We start from the raw sequence: 20,292 nt of genomic DNA on the forward strand, positions 1-20,292 counted from the left end.
AGCCCTTGAAGGCATGCCCTCCTGCCCGACGAGTGGTGCCGACGGAGGGAATCGAACCCGCGACCTGCGCATTACGAATGCGCTGCTCTACCAACTGAGCTACGTCGGCCCAACGTGCCGAGGATCGCAAGCGATCGTCGACGGCGCGGGTTTGTGCCATCCTCGACCGCGAACGTCAAGCGGTGAGTTGAGCTTTCGACCGCCGGCGCCGGGTGGAAGGCTTGAACGAGCCTCCCCGGAGACGTATAGCATCCGGACCGTGTGCCCTGCCGTACGGGGCCGGAGGATGGATGAAGTCACTCACGAAACGTGCGCACCTCGCGATTCTGGCTCCCTTGGCCGTTCTCGTGGTGCTCGCCGGTCCCGCCCACGCTACGGTCGTCCGCTACCTGGAGCTCAAGGAACAGGTGGACCTCTCACGGCTGGTCGTGCGCGCCAGGACCGGCAAGACGGCCACCACCTTCGTCGGGAAGGACGGCAGGCCCCGCACCGACCGCCCCTTCGAGATCCTCGAGACGTACAAGGGCGATCGGAAGGCCGGCGAGACCGTCCGGGTTCGCCAGCTCCTCGGCGAGACCGGCGAGGAGCGGCTGTCGATTCCGGGCGACGCGGTCTTCGTCGACGGCGAGGAGGTGGTGCTGCTGCTCGACGTGGACGAGACCGGGACGGCGTATCTGACGGCGCTCGGGCAGTCGATGTACACGGTGAAGCCCGGAGAGTTCGGCCCGACCCTTGAGCGGAGCCTCGGCGAGCTCGCCTTCTACCAGGGCGGCCAGCTGATCCCAGGCGGCGCCGAGGCGCCGATCCCCCTCGACGTGTTCGCGAAGCTGGTCCGCGAGTACGTGCGGCAGGGCGAGGACGCGCGATGAAGCCCGGGATCCTCGCGGCCATCGCCGCCACCGCGCTCGCGCTCCTCCCCTCCTCCGAGGCCCGCGCCTACACCTTCATCTCCCAATCGGGATGCGCCGCCGGTCGCGGCGCGGCCTGGATGGCGCCGACCCCCTGGCGCATCCAGGACATCGGCTACTCCCGGCTTCCCTTCGAGACCGTCGAGACGGTCCTGAAGGCGTCGATGGAGACCTGGAGCGCCCCCTGCTGCTCCGGCTTCAAGAGCGTGTACATGGGGACCGCCACCCAGGACGGCCTCTCGGGCAGCAGGAAGAACGTCGTCTCCTTCGTCGAGAGCAACTGGCCGAGGGAGTTCGGGAGCCGGAATTCGACCATCGCCGTGACCCTGCCCCAGCCGAACTGGGCGTGTGCGATCTCCTACAGCGACATGGTCTTCAACGCGGTCGGCTTCACCTTCCGAACGAACGGCTCGGACACGGATCTCCAGTCGATCGCCACCCACGAGTTCGGACACTGGGCCGGCCTCGACCACACCAACCTTCCCGGCAACACCATGCAGCCCTTCTACATGGGCGGCACGGTGGGTCGCACCCTCGGCCCCGACGACACGGACGGGATCTGCGCGCTCTATCCGAGCTGGTGCGAGTCGTGCGTGGTGGACGAGGACTGCCCCTCGGGACAGGTCTGCAAGGACGGCACCTGCGAGACCCCGAGCTGCAAGAACCACGACGACTGCGCACCCGGGATGTTCTGCTCGGTCGACACCTGCGTCCCCGGTTGCCGCACCCACCTCGAGTGCGGGGACGGAGAGTTTTGCCAGGACGGAGTCTGTTCTCCTCTGCAGAGCAGATGCACGATCTGCTCGACGTGCACACAGGACAGCGACTGCGGCCCCGGCAACGCTTACCTCTGCCTGGACATGGATGGCACCGGCGTCGGCAGTTGCACGAAGACGTGTACGACGGATGCGGGCTGCGACGGCGACTCGAGGTGCTGGGCGCTCCAGAACGGGCCGGGAGTCATTCACCTCTGCGCCACGCCGGACGTCAGGGCCGAGTTCCTATGCCCTCCCGATTACGTCTGCGCAGACTCCGACGGACCGTCGTGCCCCGGGCTATGGAGGACCTGCGGGGCCGGCGCGGACGGCTGCGGCGGGCTCTCTGACTACTGCGTCTCGAATGGAAGCTCGGCCCGGTGCTCTTGCACCTGCCGCGCCGACGCGGATTGCGGCGAAGGCGCCTACTGCCTGGCCGATCCCGCCACCGGGACGCCCGCGTGCTACCCCGGGTCGGTGACCGCGCTTTGCGGCGATACCCGGTGCGCGCCGGGCCATGTCTGCGTCGACGGCGCATGCCAGGCGCCCTGTACGGCCGGCTCCTGCGGCGAGGGCGAGATCTGCGACCCTTCCGGGGCGTGCATCCCGGCCTGCGGGACCTGCCCCGCAGGCCAGAAGTGCGACGTGCCCACGCGGACCTGCGTCTCCGACGGGTGCAACGGGGTCGTCTGCGAGGACGGCTCGACCTGCATCGACGGCGAGTGCGTGAAGCCCGATCCTTGCGAAGGGATCGAGTGTCCGGAGGGCAAGGCCTGCGTCCATGGCGAGTGCTTCGGTGGCGATCCCTGTGCGGACGCCGTCTGCGCCCCGGGAACGGCCTGCGTCGAGGGCACCTGCCAGGTGCCGGTCCAGCCAGGGACCGGCGTGACCGAGGGCGCCGGGAGCTCCAAGAAGCCGGGTTGCTCGGGCTGCGGAGCCGGCGGTGGCGACCTTGCCCTCGTCGGGTTCCTGGCCATCGGCGGAATGGTGCTCCGCCGCCGGCGGGCCTGACGCGAAGCCGCGACTCCTCCACCCGCTCCGATCGCGGGTGGAGGACGATCGCGAAGCCGAAGGGTGAGCAACGCCCTGATACGCCGCATTGAAGCCGCTCACGCCGCGCTGCGGCGTTCCGAGCGGCTTGATCCCCCCCACAGGCGGGCCTAGGATGCCGCCGCGTCCATTCGGGGTCGGCCCGAAGGCGCGCGGAAGTTCTTCACTCCGAGGTTCGTCCCGTCATGAAAGTCTCGTCTCCCGAGCATCGCAAGAATGTCTACACGGAAGCGATGGAGGTATTCCACGCAGCCGCCGACCTCGTCGGTCTCAATGGTCGTGTTCGTCTGGAGCTCGAGGAGCCCGACTACGAGCACATCTTCTACGTCACTGCCGACCTGAACGACCGCCTCGCTCCGATCGCGCCGGCCGAGGGCGCTCGCTATGCGAAGCTGGCCGCGTCGTCGCTCCGGCAGGACGCGCTGATCCCGCTCTTCGACGGCAAGTTCAGCCTCCGCCCGGACGGCCTTCGCGGCGCCGATCTCCACGTGGAAAACGGAGTGATCCGCCTCGGGGAGAAGGGCCTCTTCCACATCGAGGAGGGGAAGTCCCGCCGGTTCAAGGCCTATCGGGTCCAGCACAACCAGGCCCGCGGCCCCTACAAGGGTGGAACGCGCTACCACAACGCGGTCTCGCTCGACGTCTTCAAGATGCTCGCGGCGGAGATGACCTGGAAGACCGCGATCGCGGACGTCCCTTTCGGCGGCGGCAAGGGCGGCATCAAGCTCGACCCCCGCGAGTACAGCAAGGACGAGCTCGAGGCGATCTCGCTGCGCTACATGTACAAGCTCAAGCCGATGATCGGCCCCGACATCGACATCCCCGCGCCGGACGTCGGCACCAACGGGGAAGTCATGGCGTGGATGTTCCGCCAGTTCAGCGACGGTGAGCGTGAGCGGCACACGATGCGCGGCATCGTGACCGGCAAGGACGTCAAGATCGGCGGTTCCGAGGGCCGGGTGAAGGCCACCGGGCAGGGCCTCGCGTTCTGCGTGGAGGAGTGGTTCCAGGATCAGGGCCTCTCCCTCGAGGGCTCCCGCTTCATCCTCCAGGGCTTCGGCAACGTCGGCTCCTGCGCCGCGGAGATCCTCTGCGCGATGGGCGCGCGACTCATCGCGGTCAACGACGCGGATGGGACCGTCTACAACCCGGACGGCCTCGACGTCGCGGCGCTGGTCGCCCACGTCCACCAGAACAGGGAGAACCTGAAGCGCTCGGTGGCGGGCTTCGCCGGCGGCCAGGCGATCTCGAAGAACGACTTCTGGGAGATCGAGGCGGACTTCCTCCTCCCCTGCGCTCTCGGCGACGAGATCACGGGCGACGTGGCGAGCAGGATCAAGGTGAAGCTGGTGGCGGAAGGCGCGAACCACCCCACCACGCCCGAGGGCGACGAGGTGCTCGCGGCCCGGAAAATCGACCTGATCCCGGACATCATCGCCAACTCCGGCGGTGTCACCGTGTCGTACTACGAGTGGATCCAGAACAAGCGGATGGAGCACTGGACCGAGGCGGAGGTCAACGCCCGGCTCGAGAAGGCGATCAAGTCCAACTACCGGATCATCAAGGACATCTCCCTTGACCGTCCGCGCCGTACGCCGGAGTTCAACTCCACGCCGTTCATGATCGGGCGCAAGATCCCGACCCGGACCGCGGCCATGGTCCTCGCGCTCAAGCGGATCGAGGCGCACTACCTCATCGAGGGCTTCTCCCAGTAAGCAACCTCGCTGGGTAGAATTCCGGTGCGAGCCCCGCTCCGATGCCTTGGGCGTCGAGCGGGGCTCGTTCGTTTCTATCGGTCACTGGAGGTTCCCGAGGGACGCGACGACGGCCTCGACCACGCCGACGACGCGGCTACCCAGGGGCTCCCGGTCTTTCGCGAAGGCGGGCACGAGGCGGAGCGAGCACGTCGTCGCCACGAGAACCCACTCGCCCCTTTCGGCGGGTCGAGCTCCCACGAGGAGGAGGGCACCTGAGGCGATGCTCCGATCGCCCACCCTGCCCGACCGGGCCACGCGGTAGAGGGAGACGCCGGCGACGCCCTCGTCGAATCCCGCGAGGCTCCCTGGCGCCGGCTCCACCGAAGGCGAGCCCGCGGACTCGACCTGCAGGACCTCGGTGGGACTGCCTGCGCCGACCTGGATCGTCCGCCTGGTCCGAGGCCTCCTCGGGGCGGGAGGGGCCGCGAGGATCAGGGCCTGGGCGAAGGCGGTCCCCGGATCGCTCCCCGGATCGCTCCCAGCTGACGCGGCGCCCACGAGGGCGCGGAAGGCCTGCGACGCGGCGGATGAAGGGGTCGAGAGGCTCTGCTGCATGTCGGCGCTCCTTGCCGGCTCTCCGGCGTGCCACGCTCGCCTCGATGGGGCGACGGGATGATGGGAGCCTACCGCAGGGGTCCGACATCGCCTCCGGCTGGATCCTCCCCCGCCGTCAGGCGGCGAGGGGGAGGGAGCCGGAACAGCCGAGATCGAGCGGCCTCAGGCCGCCCGACCGGAGCGTCAGTGCATGGTCCAGTTGACGGAGGCGACGGCGTGGATCGGGTCGTCCGCCTCGACCTCGATGAAGCGGACGCCCACCCCGCGAAGCGCGGTCGCGCCCTCCCTGCCGCCGTATTCGAGGACGCACTGGTAGCGAACCTCTCCGACCAGGGAGAGCTCGACGCCCGACAGCGGATCCGCGAAGCAGATGGAGAGGCGGCCGCCGAGCGGCTGGAGCTGGGAGGTCTCGATGAACATGCCTCCGGCCGAGATGTTGCGTGCGACTCCCCGGGAAATTCCGCTGAACGAGGTGAGATAGACGGGGAAGGCCTTGTCGAACCTCGACGCGCCGCGCCGATCCCTGCCCTGTGCCTGCTGTCCCATCATCCTTGCCTCTCCACCTGGCGGGCGACCGCGCCCTCTCAACGGCAAGGTACGGATGTAGGACAAGGTGGGCAAAATAACGACCCGACCCCACCTGTGAAGATCTGCCAAACGCTCGGTCGCCCGGCTGGGACGCGTCGCCCAGCGGGCGATGCATACGTTGATCGAAGGGGGAGCGCCCGCTCCCCCTGGGGGCTCCATCATCGGGGGCCCCGGAGGGGAGCGGGTCACCGGAACGATGGCCGTGTTTCGACTGATGGGGGGAACGGTTGCAGGGCTCGCGCTCTGCGGCCTCGCGTCGTGGGGATCGCCGGGCTCCGCGCCTGAAGGGCCGACCCCTATGGAGGCGCCATGCCCCTCGTCGAGCCCGGGAATCGCGGCCACGACCGGCCACGCGGCCGGGCCCCGGTGCGACCCCCAGGACGAGGCACAGGAGCGGAATCCTGACTCCCAGGTGGAGGGGGGGCGGGATCCCGGCACGCTGGATCGAAAGAACGAGCCGTCCACTCCGAGGCAGCGGGATCCGGAGCAGTTCTACAAGAAGCCGCCCCGCAAGCCCCGGGAGATCCGGAAGATCCCCGCATAGATGGGGCGCCGCGTGGCGCAGGACGTCAGCCTGGACGAACGGCGAGGTAGATCGCGCTGTCGCCCCGCTGGATGCGTAGGAGAATCATCTCGCCGGAGCCGATCGAGCGAACCGCGTCGCGGTATTCCGGCAGGCTCCGGACCGGCCGGCGGTTGACCTCGAGGAGCACGTCGTTCGCGGCGACGCCTGCCCGCGCGGCGGCGCTGCCCGGCTGGACGTCGGTGACGACGACGCCGCCGCCTCGCGCGATCCCGAGGGAGCGCGCGGTCTCGGCGGTGACCTCGCCGACGGTCAGGCCGAGGAGGGGATCCGCCTCGCCCGCAGGCGACTTCGACCTGGGTCGCGCCGCCATCTCGTCGTCCGTGCGCTCCGAGATGGTGACGTCGAGCCGCTGCTGCTTGCCCTCCCGCATCACGCCGAGGGCGATCCGGGTCCCGGGGCTGAGGAAGGCGACCGTCCTCGAGAGCTGGGCGTAGGTCTCAATGGTCCGACCGTCCACGGAGACGATCACGTCGCCGGGACGCACGCCCGCCGCCTCGGCGGGGCTGCCCGGGACGACGTCGGCGACGAGGGCGCCGTGCTGCTTCCCCAGCGAGAGGCCCTTCGCGAGCTCGGCGGTGAGATCCTGCGTCGCGACCCCCAGCCAACCGCGGGAGACGTGCCCCTTGCCCTCGAGCTGGGGCACGAGGGCCTTGACCAGATTGATCGGGACGGCGAAGCCGATCCCCTGCCCCTGGGCCACGATGGCGGTGTTGATGCCGATGACCTCGCCGCGGGAGTTGAAGAGGGGTCCGCCCGAGTTGCCGGGGTTGATGGCGGCGTCGGTCTGGATGAAATCGTCGTAGGGCCCGGCGCCGATGAACCGCTCCTTGGCGGAGACGATGCCCATCGAGACGGAGTGCGAGAGGCCGAAGGGGTTTCCGATGGCGACGACCCAATCGCCGACCTCGGCCGCGTCGGAGTCGCCGAGCATCACCGCCGGGAGATCCTTGGCGTTCTCGAGCCGCAGGAGCGCCACGTCGGTCTTCGGATCGCTGCCGACGACCTGGGCCTTGAACTCGCGACCGTCGGCGAGCTTGACCTCGATCTGATCGGCGCCGTCGATGACGTGGTTGTTGGTGAGGACGAGGCCGCTCTCGTGGAGGATGAAGCCGGAGCCCATGGAGCGGGGCATGATCCGCTCGCCCTGCCCTCTCGGCGCGGGCGCGGGCCCGGCGCCATCGCGCTGGCCCTGCTCCCCCATGAACCGCCGGAAGAACTCCTCGAAGGGATCGGGGCCTCCCCTGCGGCGCGACCGGACCACGCTCGCGGTGGAGACGCTCACCACCGCGGGCTTCAGGGTCTTCACCAGGGGTGCGAGAGAGGGGAGCGGCGAGAAGCCGTTGGGGATCGCGGGAGAGGGACGCCCGTCGCCGTACTCGTGCCAGAGCTCGCTCCGGCCCTTCGCGTGCGCGGTCGATCCCTCGAAGGAGATGGGGCTGACGACAGCGAGCGATGCGGCGAGGGCGGCGCAGCCGGCGGCGCCGATGAAGAGACCACGAGCGAAGGAGGACATGGATACCCCGACGACAGTCCAGAGCGACCGAGGGCGCTCATACGTTCTCTGCCGGAGAGCCGAGGCGTAGCCAAGCGCGGAAGGCGGTTCGTTGGGACGCCGTGGCCGCTCGGCCGGCCCGGACGGTCGGCTGCCCGATCAACGATCACCTGGCGTGGCCATTCCCGTCGATCGCCCGCTCGCTTCGGAATCGATCGGGGACGTACCGGCGGCCCCGACGGGGCGGGTCCGGGCATCGGCCGTCGAACCTGCTCGGATTGTTGCTTCAGGCCGCCCCTTCGGGGCCGGGTACATAGCGCGCGACCCGCACCCGAACCGGACGGATCACCTTCTCGCCGATCTTCCAGCCCCCGCGGATCTCCTCGATCACCACGCCGTCGCTCTCGCGATCGTTGGTCGGGACCATGTCCACCGCTTCGTGGACGAGAGGATCGAAGACCTGGCCCTCGGCGTGGACGGGGACGACGCCGACGCCCTCCAGGCGGCGCTGCAGCGCGTCGGCGATCAGGCGGACTCCCTCGGCGAGGGCGGCGGCGTCCTTCGTCGAGCTCGCGAGGGCTCGGCGCAGATCGTCCATGGCGTCGAGCAGGAGCGTGGCCGAGTCGGCCTGGGCGCGCTCGACCTGGCGGTCCTTCTCGCGCTCCATGCGGCGCTTGAACGACTCGCGGTCGTTGAGCGCATCGGCGTAGGCGCGGGAGAGCTCGTCGATCCGCTTGGACTTCGCGTCGAGCTGCCCGCGCAACGAGTCGAGCTCGTCGCTCGAGGCTTCGGCCACTCGCTCTTCGCTGGTCTCGGTCGGCTTCTGGGTCTCTTCGGGGTTCTCCATGGTGGCGCGAAACCTAGCGACCGGCTTCCACTTGTCAACCTTCGAAAGGCCGAGGTCAGCGCGGCTCGCCGGCCTCCTCCTCCAAGCCCGTCAGCCCCAGGGCGTCGGAGGGATCGCCGACGATCTCGATCTCCGCCGCCCGCAGCGAGTAGTAGAGCAGCCATCGCTCGGCGGAGGTCAGGCTCCCCGGAGGGAGCGCCTCCTCGATCTCCTCGACCGAGAGGGATCGCTGCTGGACGCCCCGGCGGAAGAGCGCCTTTCGCGCCAGGTGGCTCTTGCCGATCTTCACGTCCATCGTCGCGCTCCTCCGCCCTCCGCTCGCCATTCCCCTCTCCAGGGAAGTTAAGGCCGACGACGGACTACCGCTTCCAAAGATGAGCGCGGGCTACTCGTCGCCGGTGGCCGCCTTGCCCGATCCCATCAGCGATGGGGGAGCGAGGATCTCGCCGCCGCTTCGCACCGGGGTGTACTGGTCGGAGGCCTTTGCCCCGAGGATCCGCTCGATCTCCTCCTCTTCGACCACCTCCTGCTGGAGGAGGCGGGCCGCCAGCGACTCGAGCTTCGTGCGGTGCGCGCGGATCAGGTGCCGGGCCGTCTCGAGCCCCTCCTGGATGATCCGCTGGATCTCGGAGTCCACCAGCCGATGCAGTTGCTCCGAGTAACCGCGCATCTCACTCGGATTGCCGGTCTGCTGGAGGAAGGCGGCGCGGCGCCGATCCCCCAGGGACACGGGGCCGATCGACTCGCTCATCCCGTACTCACGGACCATCGCCGCGGCGATGTCGGTGGCCTGCTGGAGATCGTTGGCTGCGCCTGTGGAGATCTCCCCGACGATCAGCTCTTCCGCCGCCCGGCCTCCCAGCAACGCCGCGATCTTGTCGCGCAGCTCGGGGACGGTCATGAGGTATCGGTCCTCGAGGGGCATCTGCATGGTGTAGCCGAGGGCTGCGACGCCGCGAGGGATGATCGAGACCTTCTGCACCCGCTCGGTGCGTGGGAGGAACCAGCCCACGATGGTGTGGCCGGACTCGTGGTAGGCGACGATCTCCTTCTCGCGCTCGTTGAGCCGCCGGCTCTTCTTCTCCAGGCCGGCGACCACCCGCTCGATCGCCTCCTCGAGCTCGGACCGCGTGACCTCGTCCTTCCCACGCCGAGCCGCGAGGAGCGCCGCCTCGTTCACGATGTTGGCCAGGTCGGCGCCCGCGAAACCGGGGGTGCGCGAGGCGATGACCTTCAGGTCGACGTCGCGGGAGAGCTTCACATCCCTTGCGTGGATCTCGAGGATCCGCTCGCGCCCGCGCTTGTCGGGCCGATCCACGAGCACCTGGCGGTCGAAGCGTCCGGGCCGCATCAGGGCGGGATCGAGGATCTCGGGCCGGTTGGTGGCGGCGAGGATGATGAGCCCCACCCGGCTGTCGAAGCCGTCCATCTCGGCGAGGAGCTGGTTGAGCGTCTGCTCCCGCTCGTCGTGGCCCATGATCCCCGAATTGCGGCTCTTGCCGATCGCGTCGAGCTCGTCGATGAAGATGATGCACGGCGCCCGGGTCTGGGCCTGCTGGAAGAGGTCGCGGACCCGCGCGGCGCCGACGCCGACGAACATCTCGACGAACTCGGAGCCCGAGAGGCTGAAGAAGGGCACGCCCGCCTCGCCTGCAACCGCGCGAGCGAGGAGGGTCTTGCCGGTGCCGGGCGGGCCGACGAGCATCACGCCCTTGGGGATCTTGCCGCCGAGGCGCCGGAACTTCTCCGGCATCTTGAGGAAGTCGACGATCTCCTTGAGCTCTTCGACGGCCTCATCGATGCCGGCCACGTCCTTGAAGCCGACGCCGGTGTCGGACTCCATGTGGAGCTTCGCCCGGGACTTGCCGAAGGTCATGACGCCCGGCGGGCCCTGGCCCATCTGCGTGCCGACCCGCCGCATCATCCAGCTCCAGAAGAGGATCGCGAGGACGATCGGGACGATCCAGATCAGGATCAGCTCGCCGAAGTTGGAGGAGCGGACCGCTTCGTACTCGACGCCCTTGGACTGGAGCTTGTCGACGAGCTGAGGCTGAGCGCCCTGTATGGTGTTCGCCATCCAGGGAAGGGCCCCGGCATCACGGCCGAGGACCGGCTTGTCGGGCTTCGGCGGCGCACGTCCGGGCTGTGCGGCGACGTAGCCTTTCACCCAGGAGTCGCCGATCACGACGCGCTGGAAGCGGCCCGCGTCGATCGCCGTGAGGAACTCCGAGTAGGGAACGCGGGTGACGCCGACGTTCTCGAAGAAGCCGCGGAAGAGGAAGAAGCCTACGATCAGGAGGAGGATGATCCCGAGCGGGGAGCCGAGCTTGAGCTTAGGTGAGTCCTGGCCCGACCCCTGAGGCTGCTTCTTGCCGCCAGGGTTCTGTGCCGGCTGCGTCGACATCCGCCGCGCTCCTTTCCATCCGCCTCCCTTCCTGCGGGCCAGTTGCACGATGGCGAACCCGACGGATGCGCGCACGACGCGTCTGCATGCGCGCGCGAAGGACACCGGCAAGCTATGGAGCCGATCGGGTGGACCGCAAGCCGTGCCCCCGAGCACCGGGCCCCGGGCGGGTTTGATGGGATGGCGTGCCTCCGAACTGCGCGCAGCCGATCAGCCGGCCGCCCGGATGCCCCAGTCCCGAAGATCGAAGCGGTGCAGCCGGAAGGAGGAGTCGATCCCGACCATCTCCTCCTCCGGCGTCGGCTCCCAGAGGTGGTCGTCGCCCGGGTCCTCTGACGCGATCAGGAGGCGGGGAACGGTGGCTCCCGCGACCTCGTGTCCCGACTCCGCCCGGAGCCTCGTCGCGTGGAAGAGCGTGCGCCCGCGCCTGCATGCGAGCATCGACCGTCCGTTGCCGACGAGGAAGTTGGTCGCGGAGGGCCGATAGCCCGGGGCGTCGGCGATTCCCGCGACGATCGCGACGGTCTCGCCGAGGGCCTGCGCGATCGCGGCCATCGGAGGATCGTGCTCCGGCGCAGCGAGCTTCGAGAGGCGGGTGAGGAAGAGCGCGAAGCAGCGGGAGCTGTCGGTCTCACCGGACGCGACCGAACGAAACGCCGGCGCCAGCTCTGCCTCGACGGCGCCGCGCACCTCGGAGAATCGCGGGATCGTCCCGTTGTGCGCGAAGAGCCAGGATCCCCAGGTGAACGGATGGGCGTTGCCCAGGCTCACGCGGCCTACGCTCGCCTCGCGGGCGTGGGCGATCGCCGCGGGGGCCTCCACCGACTCGGCGAGGCTCGAGAATCCGGGATCGGCCGCCGCCCCGCGAGCGCTCCGGACCAGGCGGGGCTCGTCCTGCCGGGGCTCCCACCAGCCGATACCCCATCCGTGGCGGTGTGCGCCGCTCTGGTGGAGGAGCGAGTTGGAGGAATGGAGGAGCGGCTGCCGGAGGGCCAGCGGCTGGGCGGAGCGGAATCCGAAGAGGCGGCACATCGTCGTGCCAGAGAACCTGGCACGGACGGTCCGCATTCGCCGGAGCGGGTCATGCGCAAAGGGGTGGGAGCTCCCGGTCCTCGTGGACGAGCTCCCCGCCGATGATCACGGCCCGGGCGTGGCGGGCGGCGAGGTGATAGGCGAGGTGCTCGACGCTCGGCGCGCCGTGGAGGACGAGATCGGCGCGCAGGCCCACCTCGAGCCGGCCGCGATCGCCGAGGCCGAGCGCCGCGGCGCCGCCGGCGGTCGCGGCAAGGAATGCCTCGGAGGCCGTCAGGCCGTTGCCCAGGCAGGCGAGCGACAAAGCGAGCGAGAAGCTCTCCGTCATGGCGCTCCCGGGGTTGCAGTTGCTGCCAAGGGCGAGCCGAACCCCCGCATCGGCGAGGACGCGACCAGGTGCATACGACGGACACTTCAAGTAAAGGGTCGAGATCGGCAGCAGCGTCGCGGCGACCCCCGCCTTCGCCAGGGCCTCGACGCCCTCGGGCGTGATGGTCTCGAGGTGATCGGCGGTGACCGCGCCGAGCTCCGCCGCGAGCTCCGCGCCCCTGCCCGCCGTGAGCTGATCGACGTGGAGGCGGACGCCGAGCCCATGGGCCTTCGCCGCAGCGGCGAGCATCCGGGCCTCTTCGTGGGTGAAGGCGCCCTGCTCCACGAAGACGTCCGCGAAGCGCGCGAGCCCCTCTCCCGCCACCACGGGGAGGAGCTCGTCGATCATGCGGGCGACCCATGCGTCCCGGTCGCCAGCGTCCGGAGGCAGCGCGTGGAGGGGGAGGAGGGTCCCGACGACCTCGACCGGAGACTCCTGCCCCAGGCGGCGAACGGCCCGCAGGATCTTGAGCTCGTCCTCGATCGTGAGACCGTAGCCGCTCTTGACCTCCACGGTGGTGACGCCCTCCGAGACGAGGCGCCGGACGCGGGGAAGCGCGAGCTCCACCAGCTCGTCCTCCGAAGCTGCCCGGGTGGCGCGAACCGTCGCGAGGATCCCGCCACCGGCTGCCAGGAGCTCCTGGTAGCTCGCGCCGCCGCAGCGCAGGGAGAACTCCCGCGCGCGATCGCCGGCGAAGACGAGGTGGGTGTGCGCGTCGACGTAGCCTGGCGCCACGAGGCCCCCGGCGGCGTCGATGGTGACCGCGGACGGAAGCGGAAGCACCTCCCGTGAGAGACTCTCCTGGGGGCCGACCCAAACGATCCAGCCGGCGCGCGCGGCGATCGCCCCGCCCTTCAGGATCCCGAGCGCAGCTTCGGGGCCGGCGGACGGATCGCCGGCGCAGGTGACGACGGCACCGGCGGAATGGATGATCAGGTCGGCTTCGATCACGGGAGATCCCCATCGGGCGCGCAAAGGGCACGCGAGGTCGCCGTTTGTATCAGAGCCCGCGAAGAAATCGGCCCTGCGGGAGCGGGACCGATTCCTTCGGTGCGCTTCGCGCAATGGTGCTCCTCCGTTGCTCCGCCCCCTCGTGAAGCTCTTCGCGAGCTCTCCACAGCCCCGAGTTCGACCGAACGCCCGCGGGCAGGTAGCTTGCGGCGCTGGGGCCTTCCTCGAGCGCAGTCGAGCCCCGATGTTCTCCTGGAGCCGACCGTGTCCCTTCGACGATTCGCCGCCCTCTCCCTCCTCCTGATGCCCCTCTTCGCCCACGGCCAGGGCGCCATCTCGCGGACCGAGGTTCGTCCGGCGAAGGATGGCTTCGTCTACGTGGGCACCGCGCCCGGCGTGAACTTCGGCGGCCAGTCGATGCCGCGGGCCCTCTACATGGACTTCGTCCACGGCGGCTACGTCACTTCCTCCGGCGTGGATATCTCGCTGGCCCTCTCGGGCATGAACTGGTTCCCCAGCGACAAAGAGTACTCGGTCTCGATGGGGCGGTTCAGCCTCGGTTGGCGGCCGTTCCTCAGGGACCCGCTCCCCATGATCCAGCCCTACGGCTTCGCGGGCTTCGGCGTCGGCGGCGAGGGCCGCTACCTCTGCAAGGAGGAGTCCGAGTGTGATCCGACCAAGGACTCGTGCCGTACGGTCTGCAGCCGGTCGCATTGGGTCGCGTCGGGCTTCCTCGGCGCGGGCGTCGACTTCAACTCCTTCCTCTTCTTCATCGGCCAGCAGCAGCTCCTCTTCTACGCGGGCGTGCAGGCTCGATACGAGTTCCTCGGCCGCTACAACATGCCGGTGATCACGATCCCGGTCGGCCTCCGGCTCCAGTAGAGGGGCGCCCAGCCCTCACCTCCACCTACATCCACGGACGAGCCACACCCCTTGTCTTACATGGGGTGTTTCTGTGTGCGCACATTTACACTTGATTGCAGGAGCTTGGCACCGGTACCGTCGCGCCGTTCCAAAAGTAACGAATCAGAAGCCAGTTCCGACGCCCAGAGGGGCGTAGAATCGAGGAGTCAACGTGCGCGAGACGAGCCTTGATTGCGTGAAATCAGCATTGCAGCGGCTCGGGGTGGCCGCAATGGCCGCCGCCGGGATCCTGCTGGTCCCATGGGCCGGGCAGGCGAAGGCCAGTACTCCGGTCCCCCTGGCCCTCGAGATCGATAACGGCGAGGGGAAGCCGATCGATCTGGCGAAGGGTCGGACGTATTACCTGGACACGCTCGATATTCGGGCCGCGATCGGGGCCTACGCCGACGAGGGGGTCGACGGGCTCAAGTTCCAGGGCGATTTCCGGAACCTCGACTGGCGCGGCGTCTCCAAGGCCGAGCAGGAGTTCGTCCTCCTGGCCAACGCCGACGGCACCTACACCCGGCGCGCTTTCTACCGCAACGCCGCGTGGATGAACCAGAACGGCTTCATCATGCTCGACCAGGTGGACGCGCGGGGCCGCGTGACGGGAGAGGGAGCGGTGCTGCTCACCGGCGACTCCGGCTCCCGCTCGATCACGGACGCCTTCTTCATCCGGCGGATGCGGGCGATCCAGTGGACCTATGACTGCCCGACCGCGACGGATTGCACCGGCGCGCGCAGCTTCGAGGAGGAGGCCCTCGTCGAGCTCCGGAACGCCACCACGCTCGTGGGCGCCTCCCAGACCTTCAAGCTCCACCCCCAGACCGCGGCAATCCGGGTGACCTGGAGCCAGAACCTCCTCCGCCCCTATTTCGTGCCGATCCGGCAGATCGACAAGCCCGCCTACGCCTACGGCTTCCAGATCGGCGTGCAGGCGATCACGCCCGCGCGGAAGGACGGCACCTACGCCGCGGGAACCGACGTCTCGTTCCGGGTGACCCTCCGTGACGGCGAGGGCAAGGCCCTCCACGCGCCCGGGACGCTCCCGAGCTACATGGACACCGTGCTGAACGAGGACCCCGCCGGGATCCGCTACTACACCGCGTTCTTCGATCCGACGACGACCTACTACCGCCGCAAGCACCGCGAGCGGATGCTGATGGCACAGATCATCGGACCGGCGCAGAGGATCCAGCCGATCCGGTCCATCCTCGCCCTGGAAGACTTCCTGCAGCCCGGCACGCAGAACCCCGGTCAGCTTCCGCGAGACGGCGTCTACTCCGAGGTGCAGACCCTCCCCCAGGGCTCCGATCTCTTCGGCGGCGCCTTCGACCCCACCGCATACGGCTGGACGGTGCCGGTGAGCGACATCGTCACCTTCCACGTCCCCGCCGACGCTCCTGCCGGCACGTACTTCGTCACCCTCAAGGGACGCCGCGTGTACATGGGCGAGGACATCCCGGCCACGACGAACGTCCAGATCCAGATCGGGACTCCCGTGGTCACCCAGGCCAACCTCGGCGTCGGGAACTGCCAGACCTGTCACACGAACGGCGGCGAGCTCTCGAAGGTGCTGCACGGCAACACCAACGTCGCGGCCTGCGCCGGCTGCCACGCGCCCCTGAGCTTCGAGCTCGAAGGACCCATCGCGGTTCGCCTCCACTTCATCCACTCGAGGTCGGGACGCCTGAACACGTCGGTGCAGAACTGCTCCACCTGCCACACCTCGGTCGCGAGCATCCAGCGCACGAGCAAGGCCGCGTGCCTCTCCTGCCACACGTCGTACCCTGCGTGGCACGAGACGCAGTTCGGCAAGATCGAGAGCATGTACGTCGGGGGCGGAGCAGAGTCGTTCGCGAACTGCACCACCTCTTGCCACACGAACCACCCCGGCAGCCGCCTCTAATCCAACAAATCGAAAATCCATGAAGCGCGCCCGACCCACGGGCGCGCTTCTTCATCATCCGAGAGAAAAAATGGCTCAGGTCAGTCTCCACAGGGCGCGGACCACGATCGTCGACGCCGAAGCGGCGGCAGAAGATCTCCTCCAGCAGCTCGGCTCCGCACAGCCCAAGCTCGTGGTCTTCTTCTCCGACCGGGATCGGGATCAGGTCGCGCTGAACCGGGCGATCCGGAAGCGTCTCGCCGCCGGCGTGCGAGTGGTGGGCGCGACCTCCGCAGGTGAGGTGGACAACGAGGGATTTCACACCGGGAGCGTGGTGCTCTCCGCCCTCTCCGGCGACTTCGAGGTCGGCATCGGCCTGGGCGCCGGCCTGAGCCACGACGCGGTCGAGGCGGGTGCCCGCGCGGTGAGCCACGCTTGCGACGAGCTCGGGATCCGGCCGCACCAGCTCGACTCCCGGCGGCACGTCGGCCTCGTCATCGACGACGGCTTCCGCTACAAGAAGGAGGAGCTCCTCCTCGGTGTGCTCGACCGGAACCAGTCGCTGATCCTCGTTGGCGGCGGTGCCTCGGATTCCAACGACAGCCGCCAGTCCGCGATCCTCCACGTGGACGGCGAGGTCGCCACCGACGCGGCGATCGTCGCGCTCATCCAGACGGACGCGCCCTGGGCCGCCCTTCGCTCGCATTGGTACCAGCCGACCGGCGACACGGTGCGGATCACCAAGGTGGACGACACGGCCACCCGGATCCTCGAGATCGACGGCAAGCCCGCCGCCAAGCGCTACGCCGACATCCTCGGCGTGACGCCCGACGATCTCGAGTTCGGCAAGCCCAACGGCTTCGCCGCCCGGCCGCTCGCGATGAAGGTCGGCCGCGAGCACTTCATCCGCGCCCCCTGGAAGGTGATGGATGACGGCTCGATCCTCTGCGCCAACCTCCTTCAGGAGGACTCCGACCTCGAGCTGATGCGGATGAGCGACATCGTGGAGAGCACCCGCCGCTTCTTCGAGGAGGAGGTGCCGCAGCGTGTGAAGTCGCCTCAGGCGGCGCTGCTCTTCCACTGCGCCGGACGCGCCTGGTTCGCCGAGTCGATGGGCAAGACCCCTGCCCTCGCGAAGACTTTCGCCTCGGCTCCTCCTGCCGTCGGCCTCCACTGCCACTTCGAGATCTTCTCGGGCTTCCACATCAACACCACCCTCACGGCCCTGGTCTTCGGAGCGAACGATTGAGCAATCTCGCTGCGATGGAGGCCGAGCTCGTCGACTTGCGCCGCAAGGTCTGGCTCTACGAGAACATCGTCGACAACCTGCCCTTCGTCCTCTTCGTGAAGGATGCGAAGGAGCTACGGCTCGAGATCGTCAACGAGACGTTCGCGAGCGCGTTCAACACGACCAAGGAGACCCTCCTCGGGAAGCTCGATCACGATTACTTCCCGGCCGAACAGGCGGAGTCCTTCGTCGAGATCGATCGCGAGGTGCTGGCGCGCAAGGCGGCGCAGACCTTCGAGGAGGTCGCCAGGACCGGCGTCGGCGAGGGCGAGAACCGGATCTATTCGACCCGGAAGGTCCCGCTCCTGGACGAGAACGGAGAGGCCACCTATCTCCTCGGAGTGACGGAGGACATCACGGTTCGTCGCGCCGGTGAGGACGAGCTCCGTGCGTCGAAGATCAAACTCGAGGAGCAGCTCCGCGAGATCGAGCGCAACCGCGCCGTCTCCGCGCGCTCCCTCGCCAGCTACCAGAACCGCGCCCTGCAGATGGAGATCATCCGTCAGCAGAACGAGGATCTGGACAAGCTCGCGATCGACCTCGCCTCCGCCAAGCGCGTGGCCGAGGAGAACGCCCGGGAGCTCGAGACCGCCGCGCGGCTGAAGAGCGAGTTCCTCGCCAACTTCTCCCACGAGATCCGCACGCCGCTGAACGGCATCCTCGGCTACTGCGAGCTCCTCGGACGAGAGGAGGGATCCCGCCTCACGCCCCATGGCCGCCGCGATCTCAACGTGATCAAGGCCAACGCCCGGACGCTCCTCGCGCTCATCAACGACATCCTCGATCTCTCGAAGATCGAGGCCGGTCACATGGAGACGGTGCAGGAGACGGTGGACCTCGAGTCGATGGCCGGCGAGTGCGCCGCCACCGTGCAGGAGTACCTGAAGGGCAAGAACGTCCTGCTCTCGCACAAGGTCGATCCCAGGGCGCACGCCATCCGCTCGGACGGCCTCAAGCTCCGGCAGGTGATGCTCAACCTCCTCTCCAACGCCGCCAAGTTCACCGACGAGGGCGAGATCGTCCTCGACGTCCAGGCGGAAGGGAGCGGGATCGTCATCACCGTCGAGGACACCGGTAGCGGGATCCCGCCGGATCAGCTCGGCGCGATCTTCGAGAAGTTCCGCCAGGTGGACGGCACCAGCACCCGGATGAAGGGCGGCACCGGCCTGGGACTCGCGATCGTGAAGGAGCTCTCCCGCCTCCTCGGCGGAAGCATCGACGTCGCCAGCGTCCACGGCAGGGGCTCCACCTTCACCGTGCGCCTGCCCGGCGTCCTCGAGGGCGTCGAGGTCCATACGCCCGCGGCCCCGGCTCACGGCGAGGAGAGCACCATCAGGCACCGGGTGCTGGTCGTCGATGACGACCCCCTCGTGCACCAGCTCCTCCGCAGCGACCTCGAGGCCGAGGGCTTCGACGTCCTCCTCGCCATGGACGGCGTGGAGGCCCTCTCCGTCGCCCGGCAGCAGACGGTCTCGGCCATCGTCCTCGACATCCACCTGCCCAAGCTCGACGGCTGGCAGGTGCTCTCCGCCCTCAAGTCCGATCCGGCCCTCTCCCGGATCCCGGTGGTGCTCCTCTCGGTCGAGGAGCAGCGCGCCAAGGGCTTCTCCCTCGGCGCCTGCGAGTACCTCGTGAAGCCGGTGGAGCCGGAGCGCCTCCTCTCCGTGGTGAACAAGGCGATCCAGCCCCAGGCTGGAGAGGTCCTCGTCGTCGACGACGACGCGATGACCCGGCAGATGGTCTCGCGGTCGCTGCGCCACGCCGGCTTCTCCACCGTGGAGGCGGCCAACGGAGACGAGGCCCTGCTCCGGATGCGCATCGCCAAGCCCGCGCTCCTGATGCTCGACCTCGCCATGCCCGGCATGGACGGCTTCGAGGTCCTACGGCGCATCCGCGCCGAAGGCAGCGAGATCCCCGTGGTGGTCCTCACCGGCAAGACCCTCGACGAGCAGGAGAGGCGCCTGCTCCAGGAGGGGATGGCCGGCGTCGTCCAGAAGGGGGCATCGCCCTCGACAAGGTGGTGGCCGAGGCCAAACGGCTCGTGATGGATCACCGCGACCAGGCGGCGACGAAGCTCCCCCGCGTCCTCTACGTGGAAGACTCCCCGCAGAACCGCGACGTGGTCCGCCGCTACCTCCACGGCCTCTTCGACGTGATCGAGGCAGAGGACGGAGAGCACGGCCTCGAGAGGGCCGCGAGCGATTCCCCCGAGCTGATCCTCATGGATCTCTCCCTCCCCCGCCTCGACGGCTGGGAGGCGACCCGCCGGCTCAAGGCGAACCAGGCCCTCGCCGGCATTCCGGTGATCGCCCTCACCGCCCACGCCAGCCGCGAGGATCAGGTCCGCGCCCGCTCCGCCGGATGCGACGACTTCCTCACCAAGCCGGTGGACTGCGATCTCCTGATCGGCACGATCCGCCGGCACCTCAACGGGAAGGCCAATGTCTGAGACGATCAAGGTCGTGGTGATCGACGACGATCCGCTCCAGCTCGAGCTGGTCTCGAGGCTGATCGGGCCCCTCGGCTTCGAGGTGATCACCATCGAGTCGCCGATCGGCGCGACGAACATCGTGCGCCGCGCGGCGCCCGACGTCGTGCTCCTCGACGTGAACATCCCCACGCTTCCTGGCGAGCAGCTCATGGAGCTAATGCGGAACCACGCGCCCAAGCACACCAAGTTCGCGTTCTACTCCTCCGCCGATGAGCTCGAGCTGCGCCGCCTGGCCATGGCGGTGGGCGCCGACGGATGGATTCAGAAGACCGTCCCCGTCGACGAGCTGGTGAGGAAGCTGCGTGCCCTGGTCGCCGGGGAGAAGACTGCGATCGCCTGACGAGCGCGGACGATCCGATCGCGCCGCCTGCGCGCTTCGCCGCTCGATTTGATTCACGGGGCGGATCCGGACCTCTCCGGGTCCGCC

At 68.9% G+C, this 20,292-nt stretch carries 18 protein-coding genes and 1 tRNA gene; 10 read left to right on the top strand and 9 right to left on the bottom strand.

The features are described from left to right. Positions 1 to 33 precede the first annotated feature (33 nt). A tRNA-Thr gene (locus AKJ08_RS09715) sits at positions 34 to 109 on the bottom strand. 181 nt (positions 110 to 290) lie between these two features. Between AKJ08_RS09715 and AKJ08_RS09720 the strand changes: the two genes are divergently transcribed. The 3 genes from AKJ08_RS09720 to AKJ08_RS09730 all read left to right on the top strand — a co-directional run bounded on the left by AKJ08_RS09720 (position 291) and on the right by AKJ08_RS09730 (position 4,428). Continuing rightward, complete coding sequence (locus tag AKJ08_RS09720) at positions 291 to 869, top strand: hypothetical protein (RefSeq protein ID WP_157370596.1); 579 nt, start codon at positions 291 to 293, stop codon at positions 867 to 869. Next, the gene (locus AKJ08_RS09725) at positions 866 to 2,674 is read left to right on the top strand and encodes a matrixin family metalloprotease (RefSeq protein ID WP_050725892.1); all 1,809 of its coding nucleotides are present in this window, start codon (positions 866 to 868) and stop codon (positions 2,672 to 2,674) included. Before AKJ08_RS09720 ends, AKJ08_RS09725 begins: the two co-directional genes overlap by 4 nt. Before the next feature lie 224 nt (positions 2,675 to 2,898). Next, positions 2,899 to 4,428, top strand: a complete 1,530-nt coding sequence (locus AKJ08_RS09730) for a Glu/Leu/Phe/Val family dehydrogenase (RefSeq protein WP_050725893.1) — start codon at positions 2,899 to 2,901, stop codon at positions 4,426 to 4,428. Positions 4,429 to 4,509: 81 nt separating this feature from the next. Here AKJ08_RS09730 and AKJ08_RS09735 read toward each other — a convergent pair whose 3' ends face one another. Both AKJ08_RS09735 and AKJ08_RS19780 read right to left on the bottom strand, forming a co-directional pair. After that, complete coding sequence (locus AKJ08_RS09735) at positions 4,510 to 5,025, bottom strand: hypothetical protein (RefSeq protein ID WP_050725894.1); 516 nt, start codon at positions 5,023 to 5,025, stop codon at positions 4,510 to 4,512. Positions 5,026 to 5,208: 183 nt separating this feature from the next. Continuing rightward, on the bottom strand, positions 5,209 to 5,574 hold the full coding sequence (locus tag AKJ08_RS19780; RefSeq protein WP_050725895.1) for a PilZ domain-containing protein: 366 nt from the start codon (positions 5,572 to 5,574) through the stop codon (positions 5,209 to 5,211). A gap of 241 nt (positions 5,575 to 5,815) precedes the next feature. Here AKJ08_RS19780 and AKJ08_RS09745 point away from each other — a divergent pair, with 241 nt between their 5' ends. Continuing rightward, positions 5,816 to 6,157: a hypothetical protein gene (locus AKJ08_RS09745; protein WP_157370598.1), complete on the top strand. Its 342-nt coding sequence runs from the start codon at positions 5,816 to 5,818 to the stop codon at positions 6,155 to 6,157. A 25-nt stretch (positions 6,158 to 6,182) separates the two neighbouring features. Here the strand turns inward: AKJ08_RS09745 and AKJ08_RS09750 are convergent, their stop codons facing one another. The 6 genes from AKJ08_RS09750 to hutI all read right to left on the bottom strand — a co-directional run bounded on the left by AKJ08_RS09750 (position 6,183) and on the right by hutI (position 13,295). Further along, complete coding sequence (locus AKJ08_RS09750; protein ID WP_050725897.1) at positions 6,183 to 7,712, bottom strand: DegQ family serine endoprotease; 1,530 nt, start codon at positions 7,710 to 7,712, stop codon at positions 6,183 to 6,185. Between the two features lie 265 nt (positions 7,713 to 7,977). Then, complete coding sequence (locus AKJ08_RS09755) at positions 7,978 to 8,538, bottom strand: nucleotide exchange factor GrpE (protein ID WP_050725898.1); 561 nt, start codon at positions 8,536 to 8,538, stop codon at positions 7,978 to 7,980. A 55-nt stretch (positions 8,539 to 8,593) separates the two neighbouring features. Continuing rightward, positions 8,594 to 8,833, bottom strand: coding sequence for a hypothetical protein (locus AKJ08_RS09760; RefSeq protein ID WP_050727510.1), 240 nt, complete (start codon positions 8,831 to 8,833; stop codon positions 8,594 to 8,596). A gap of 90 nt (positions 8,834 to 8,923) precedes the next feature. Then, a complete protein-coding gene (gene ftsH, locus AKJ08_RS09765) occupies positions 8,924 to 10,942 on the bottom strand; it encodes an ATP-dependent zinc metalloprotease FtsH (RefSeq protein ID WP_050725899.1) in 2,019 nt (672 codons plus the stop codon). Between the two features lie 210 nt (positions 10,943 to 11,152). Then, a complete protein-coding gene (locus AKJ08_RS09770; RefSeq protein ID WP_169788793.1) occupies positions 11,153 to 11,974 on the bottom strand; it encodes a class II glutamine amidotransferase in 822 nt (273 codons plus the stop codon). A gap of 49 nt (positions 11,975 to 12,023) precedes the next feature. Next, entirely contained in the window at positions 12,024 to 13,295 is a 1,272-nt protein-coding gene (gene hutI / locus AKJ08_RS20390) for an imidazolonepropionase (RefSeq protein WP_240475284.1), read from the bottom strand. A 264-nt stretch (positions 13,296 to 13,559) separates the two neighbouring features. Between hutI and AKJ08_RS20395 the strand changes: the two genes are divergently transcribed. From AKJ08_RS20395 to AKJ08_RS09805, 6 genes are all read left to right on the top strand, one after another. Then, positions 13,560 to 14,177 (top strand): hypothetical protein, encoded by a 618-nt coding sequence (locus tag AKJ08_RS20395; RefSeq protein WP_050725901.1) that lies wholly within the window; start codon positions 13,560 to 13,562, stop codon positions 14,175 to 14,177. A gap of 217 nt (positions 14,178 to 14,394) precedes the next feature. After that, the gene (locus AKJ08_RS09785) at positions 14,395 to 16,107 is read left to right on the top strand and encodes a cytochrome c3 family protein (RefSeq protein WP_157370599.1); all 1,713 of its coding nucleotides are present in this window, start codon (positions 14,395 to 14,397) and stop codon (positions 16,105 to 16,107) included. A gap of 70 nt (positions 16,108 to 16,177) precedes the next feature. Continuing rightward, positions 16,178 to 17,335, top strand: coding sequence for an FIST signal transduction protein (locus AKJ08_RS09790; protein ID WP_050725903.1), 1,158 nt, complete (start codon positions 16,178 to 16,180; stop codon positions 17,333 to 17,335). Further along, positions 17,332 to 19,419: a PAS domain-containing sensor histidine kinase gene (locus tag AKJ08_RS09795; protein ID WP_169788794.1), complete on the top strand. Its 2,088-nt coding sequence runs from the start codon at positions 17,332 to 17,334 to the stop codon at positions 19,417 to 19,419. Before AKJ08_RS09790 ends, AKJ08_RS09795 begins: the two co-directional genes overlap by 4 nt. After that, positions 19,395 to 19,823: a response regulator gene (locus AKJ08_RS20400; protein WP_240475285.1), complete on the top strand. Its 429-nt coding sequence runs from the start codon at positions 19,395 to 19,397 to the stop codon at positions 19,821 to 19,823. Before AKJ08_RS09795 ends, AKJ08_RS20400 begins: the two co-directional genes overlap by 25 nt. Further along, a complete protein-coding gene (locus AKJ08_RS09805; RefSeq protein ID WP_050725905.1) occupies positions 19,816 to 20,205 on the top strand; it encodes a response regulator in 390 nt (129 codons plus the stop codon). Before AKJ08_RS20400 ends, AKJ08_RS09805 begins: the two co-directional genes overlap by 8 nt. Positions 20,206 to 20,292 lie beyond the last annotated feature (87 nt).

This window comes from Vulgatibacter incomptus, assembly GCF_001263175.1.
Taxonomy (GTDB): domain Bacteria; phylum Myxococcota; class Myxococcia; order Myxococcales; family Vulgatibacteraceae; genus Vulgatibacter; species Vulgatibacter incomptus.

Coding starts and splice junctions, on each gene's coding strand:
- AKJ08_RS09720 (WP_157370596.1), top strand. CDS start 291: ATGAAGTCACTCACGAAACGTGCGCACCTCGCGATTCTGGCTCCCTTG.
- AKJ08_RS09725 (WP_050725892.1), top strand. CDS start 866: ATGAAGCCCGGGATCCTCGCGGCCATCGCCGCCACCGCGCTCGCGCTC.
- AKJ08_RS09730 (WP_050725893.1), top strand. CDS start 2,899: ATGAAAGTCTCGTCTCCCGAGCATCGCAAGAATGTCTACACGGAAGCG.
- AKJ08_RS09735 (WP_050725894.1), bottom strand. CDS start 5,025: ATGCAGCAGAGCCTCTCGACCCCTTCATCCGCCGCGTCGCAGGCCTTC.
- AKJ08_RS19780 (WP_050725895.1), bottom strand. CDS start 5,574: ATGATGGGACAGCAGGCACAGGGCAGGGATCGGCGCGGCGCGTCGAGG.
- AKJ08_RS09750 (WP_050725897.1), bottom strand. CDS start 7,712: ATGTCCTCCTTCGCTCGTGGTCTCTTCATCGGCGCCGCCGGCTGCGCC.
- AKJ08_RS09755 (WP_050725898.1), bottom strand. CDS start 8,538: ATGGAGAACCCCGAAGAGACCCAGAAGCCGACCGAGACCAGCGAAGAG.
- AKJ08_RS09760 (WP_050727510.1), bottom strand. CDS start 8,833: ATGGACGTGAAGATCGGCAAGAGCCACCTGGCGCGAAAGGCGCTCTTC.
- ftsH (WP_050725899.1), bottom strand. CDS start 10,942: ATGTCGACGCAGCCGGCACAGAACCCTGGCGGCAAGAAGCAGCCTCAG.
- AKJ08_RS09770 (WP_169788793.1), bottom strand. CDS start 11,974: ATGTGCCGCCTCTTCGGATTCCGCTCCGCCCAGCCGCTGGCCCTCCGG.
- AKJ08_RS09790 (WP_050725903.1), top strand. CDS start 16,178: ATGGCTCAGGTCAGTCTCCACAGGGCGCGGACCACGATCGTCGACGCC.
- AKJ08_RS09805 (WP_050725905.1), top strand. CDS start 19,816: ATGTCTGAGACGATCAAGGTCGTGGTGATCGACGACGATCCGCTCCAG.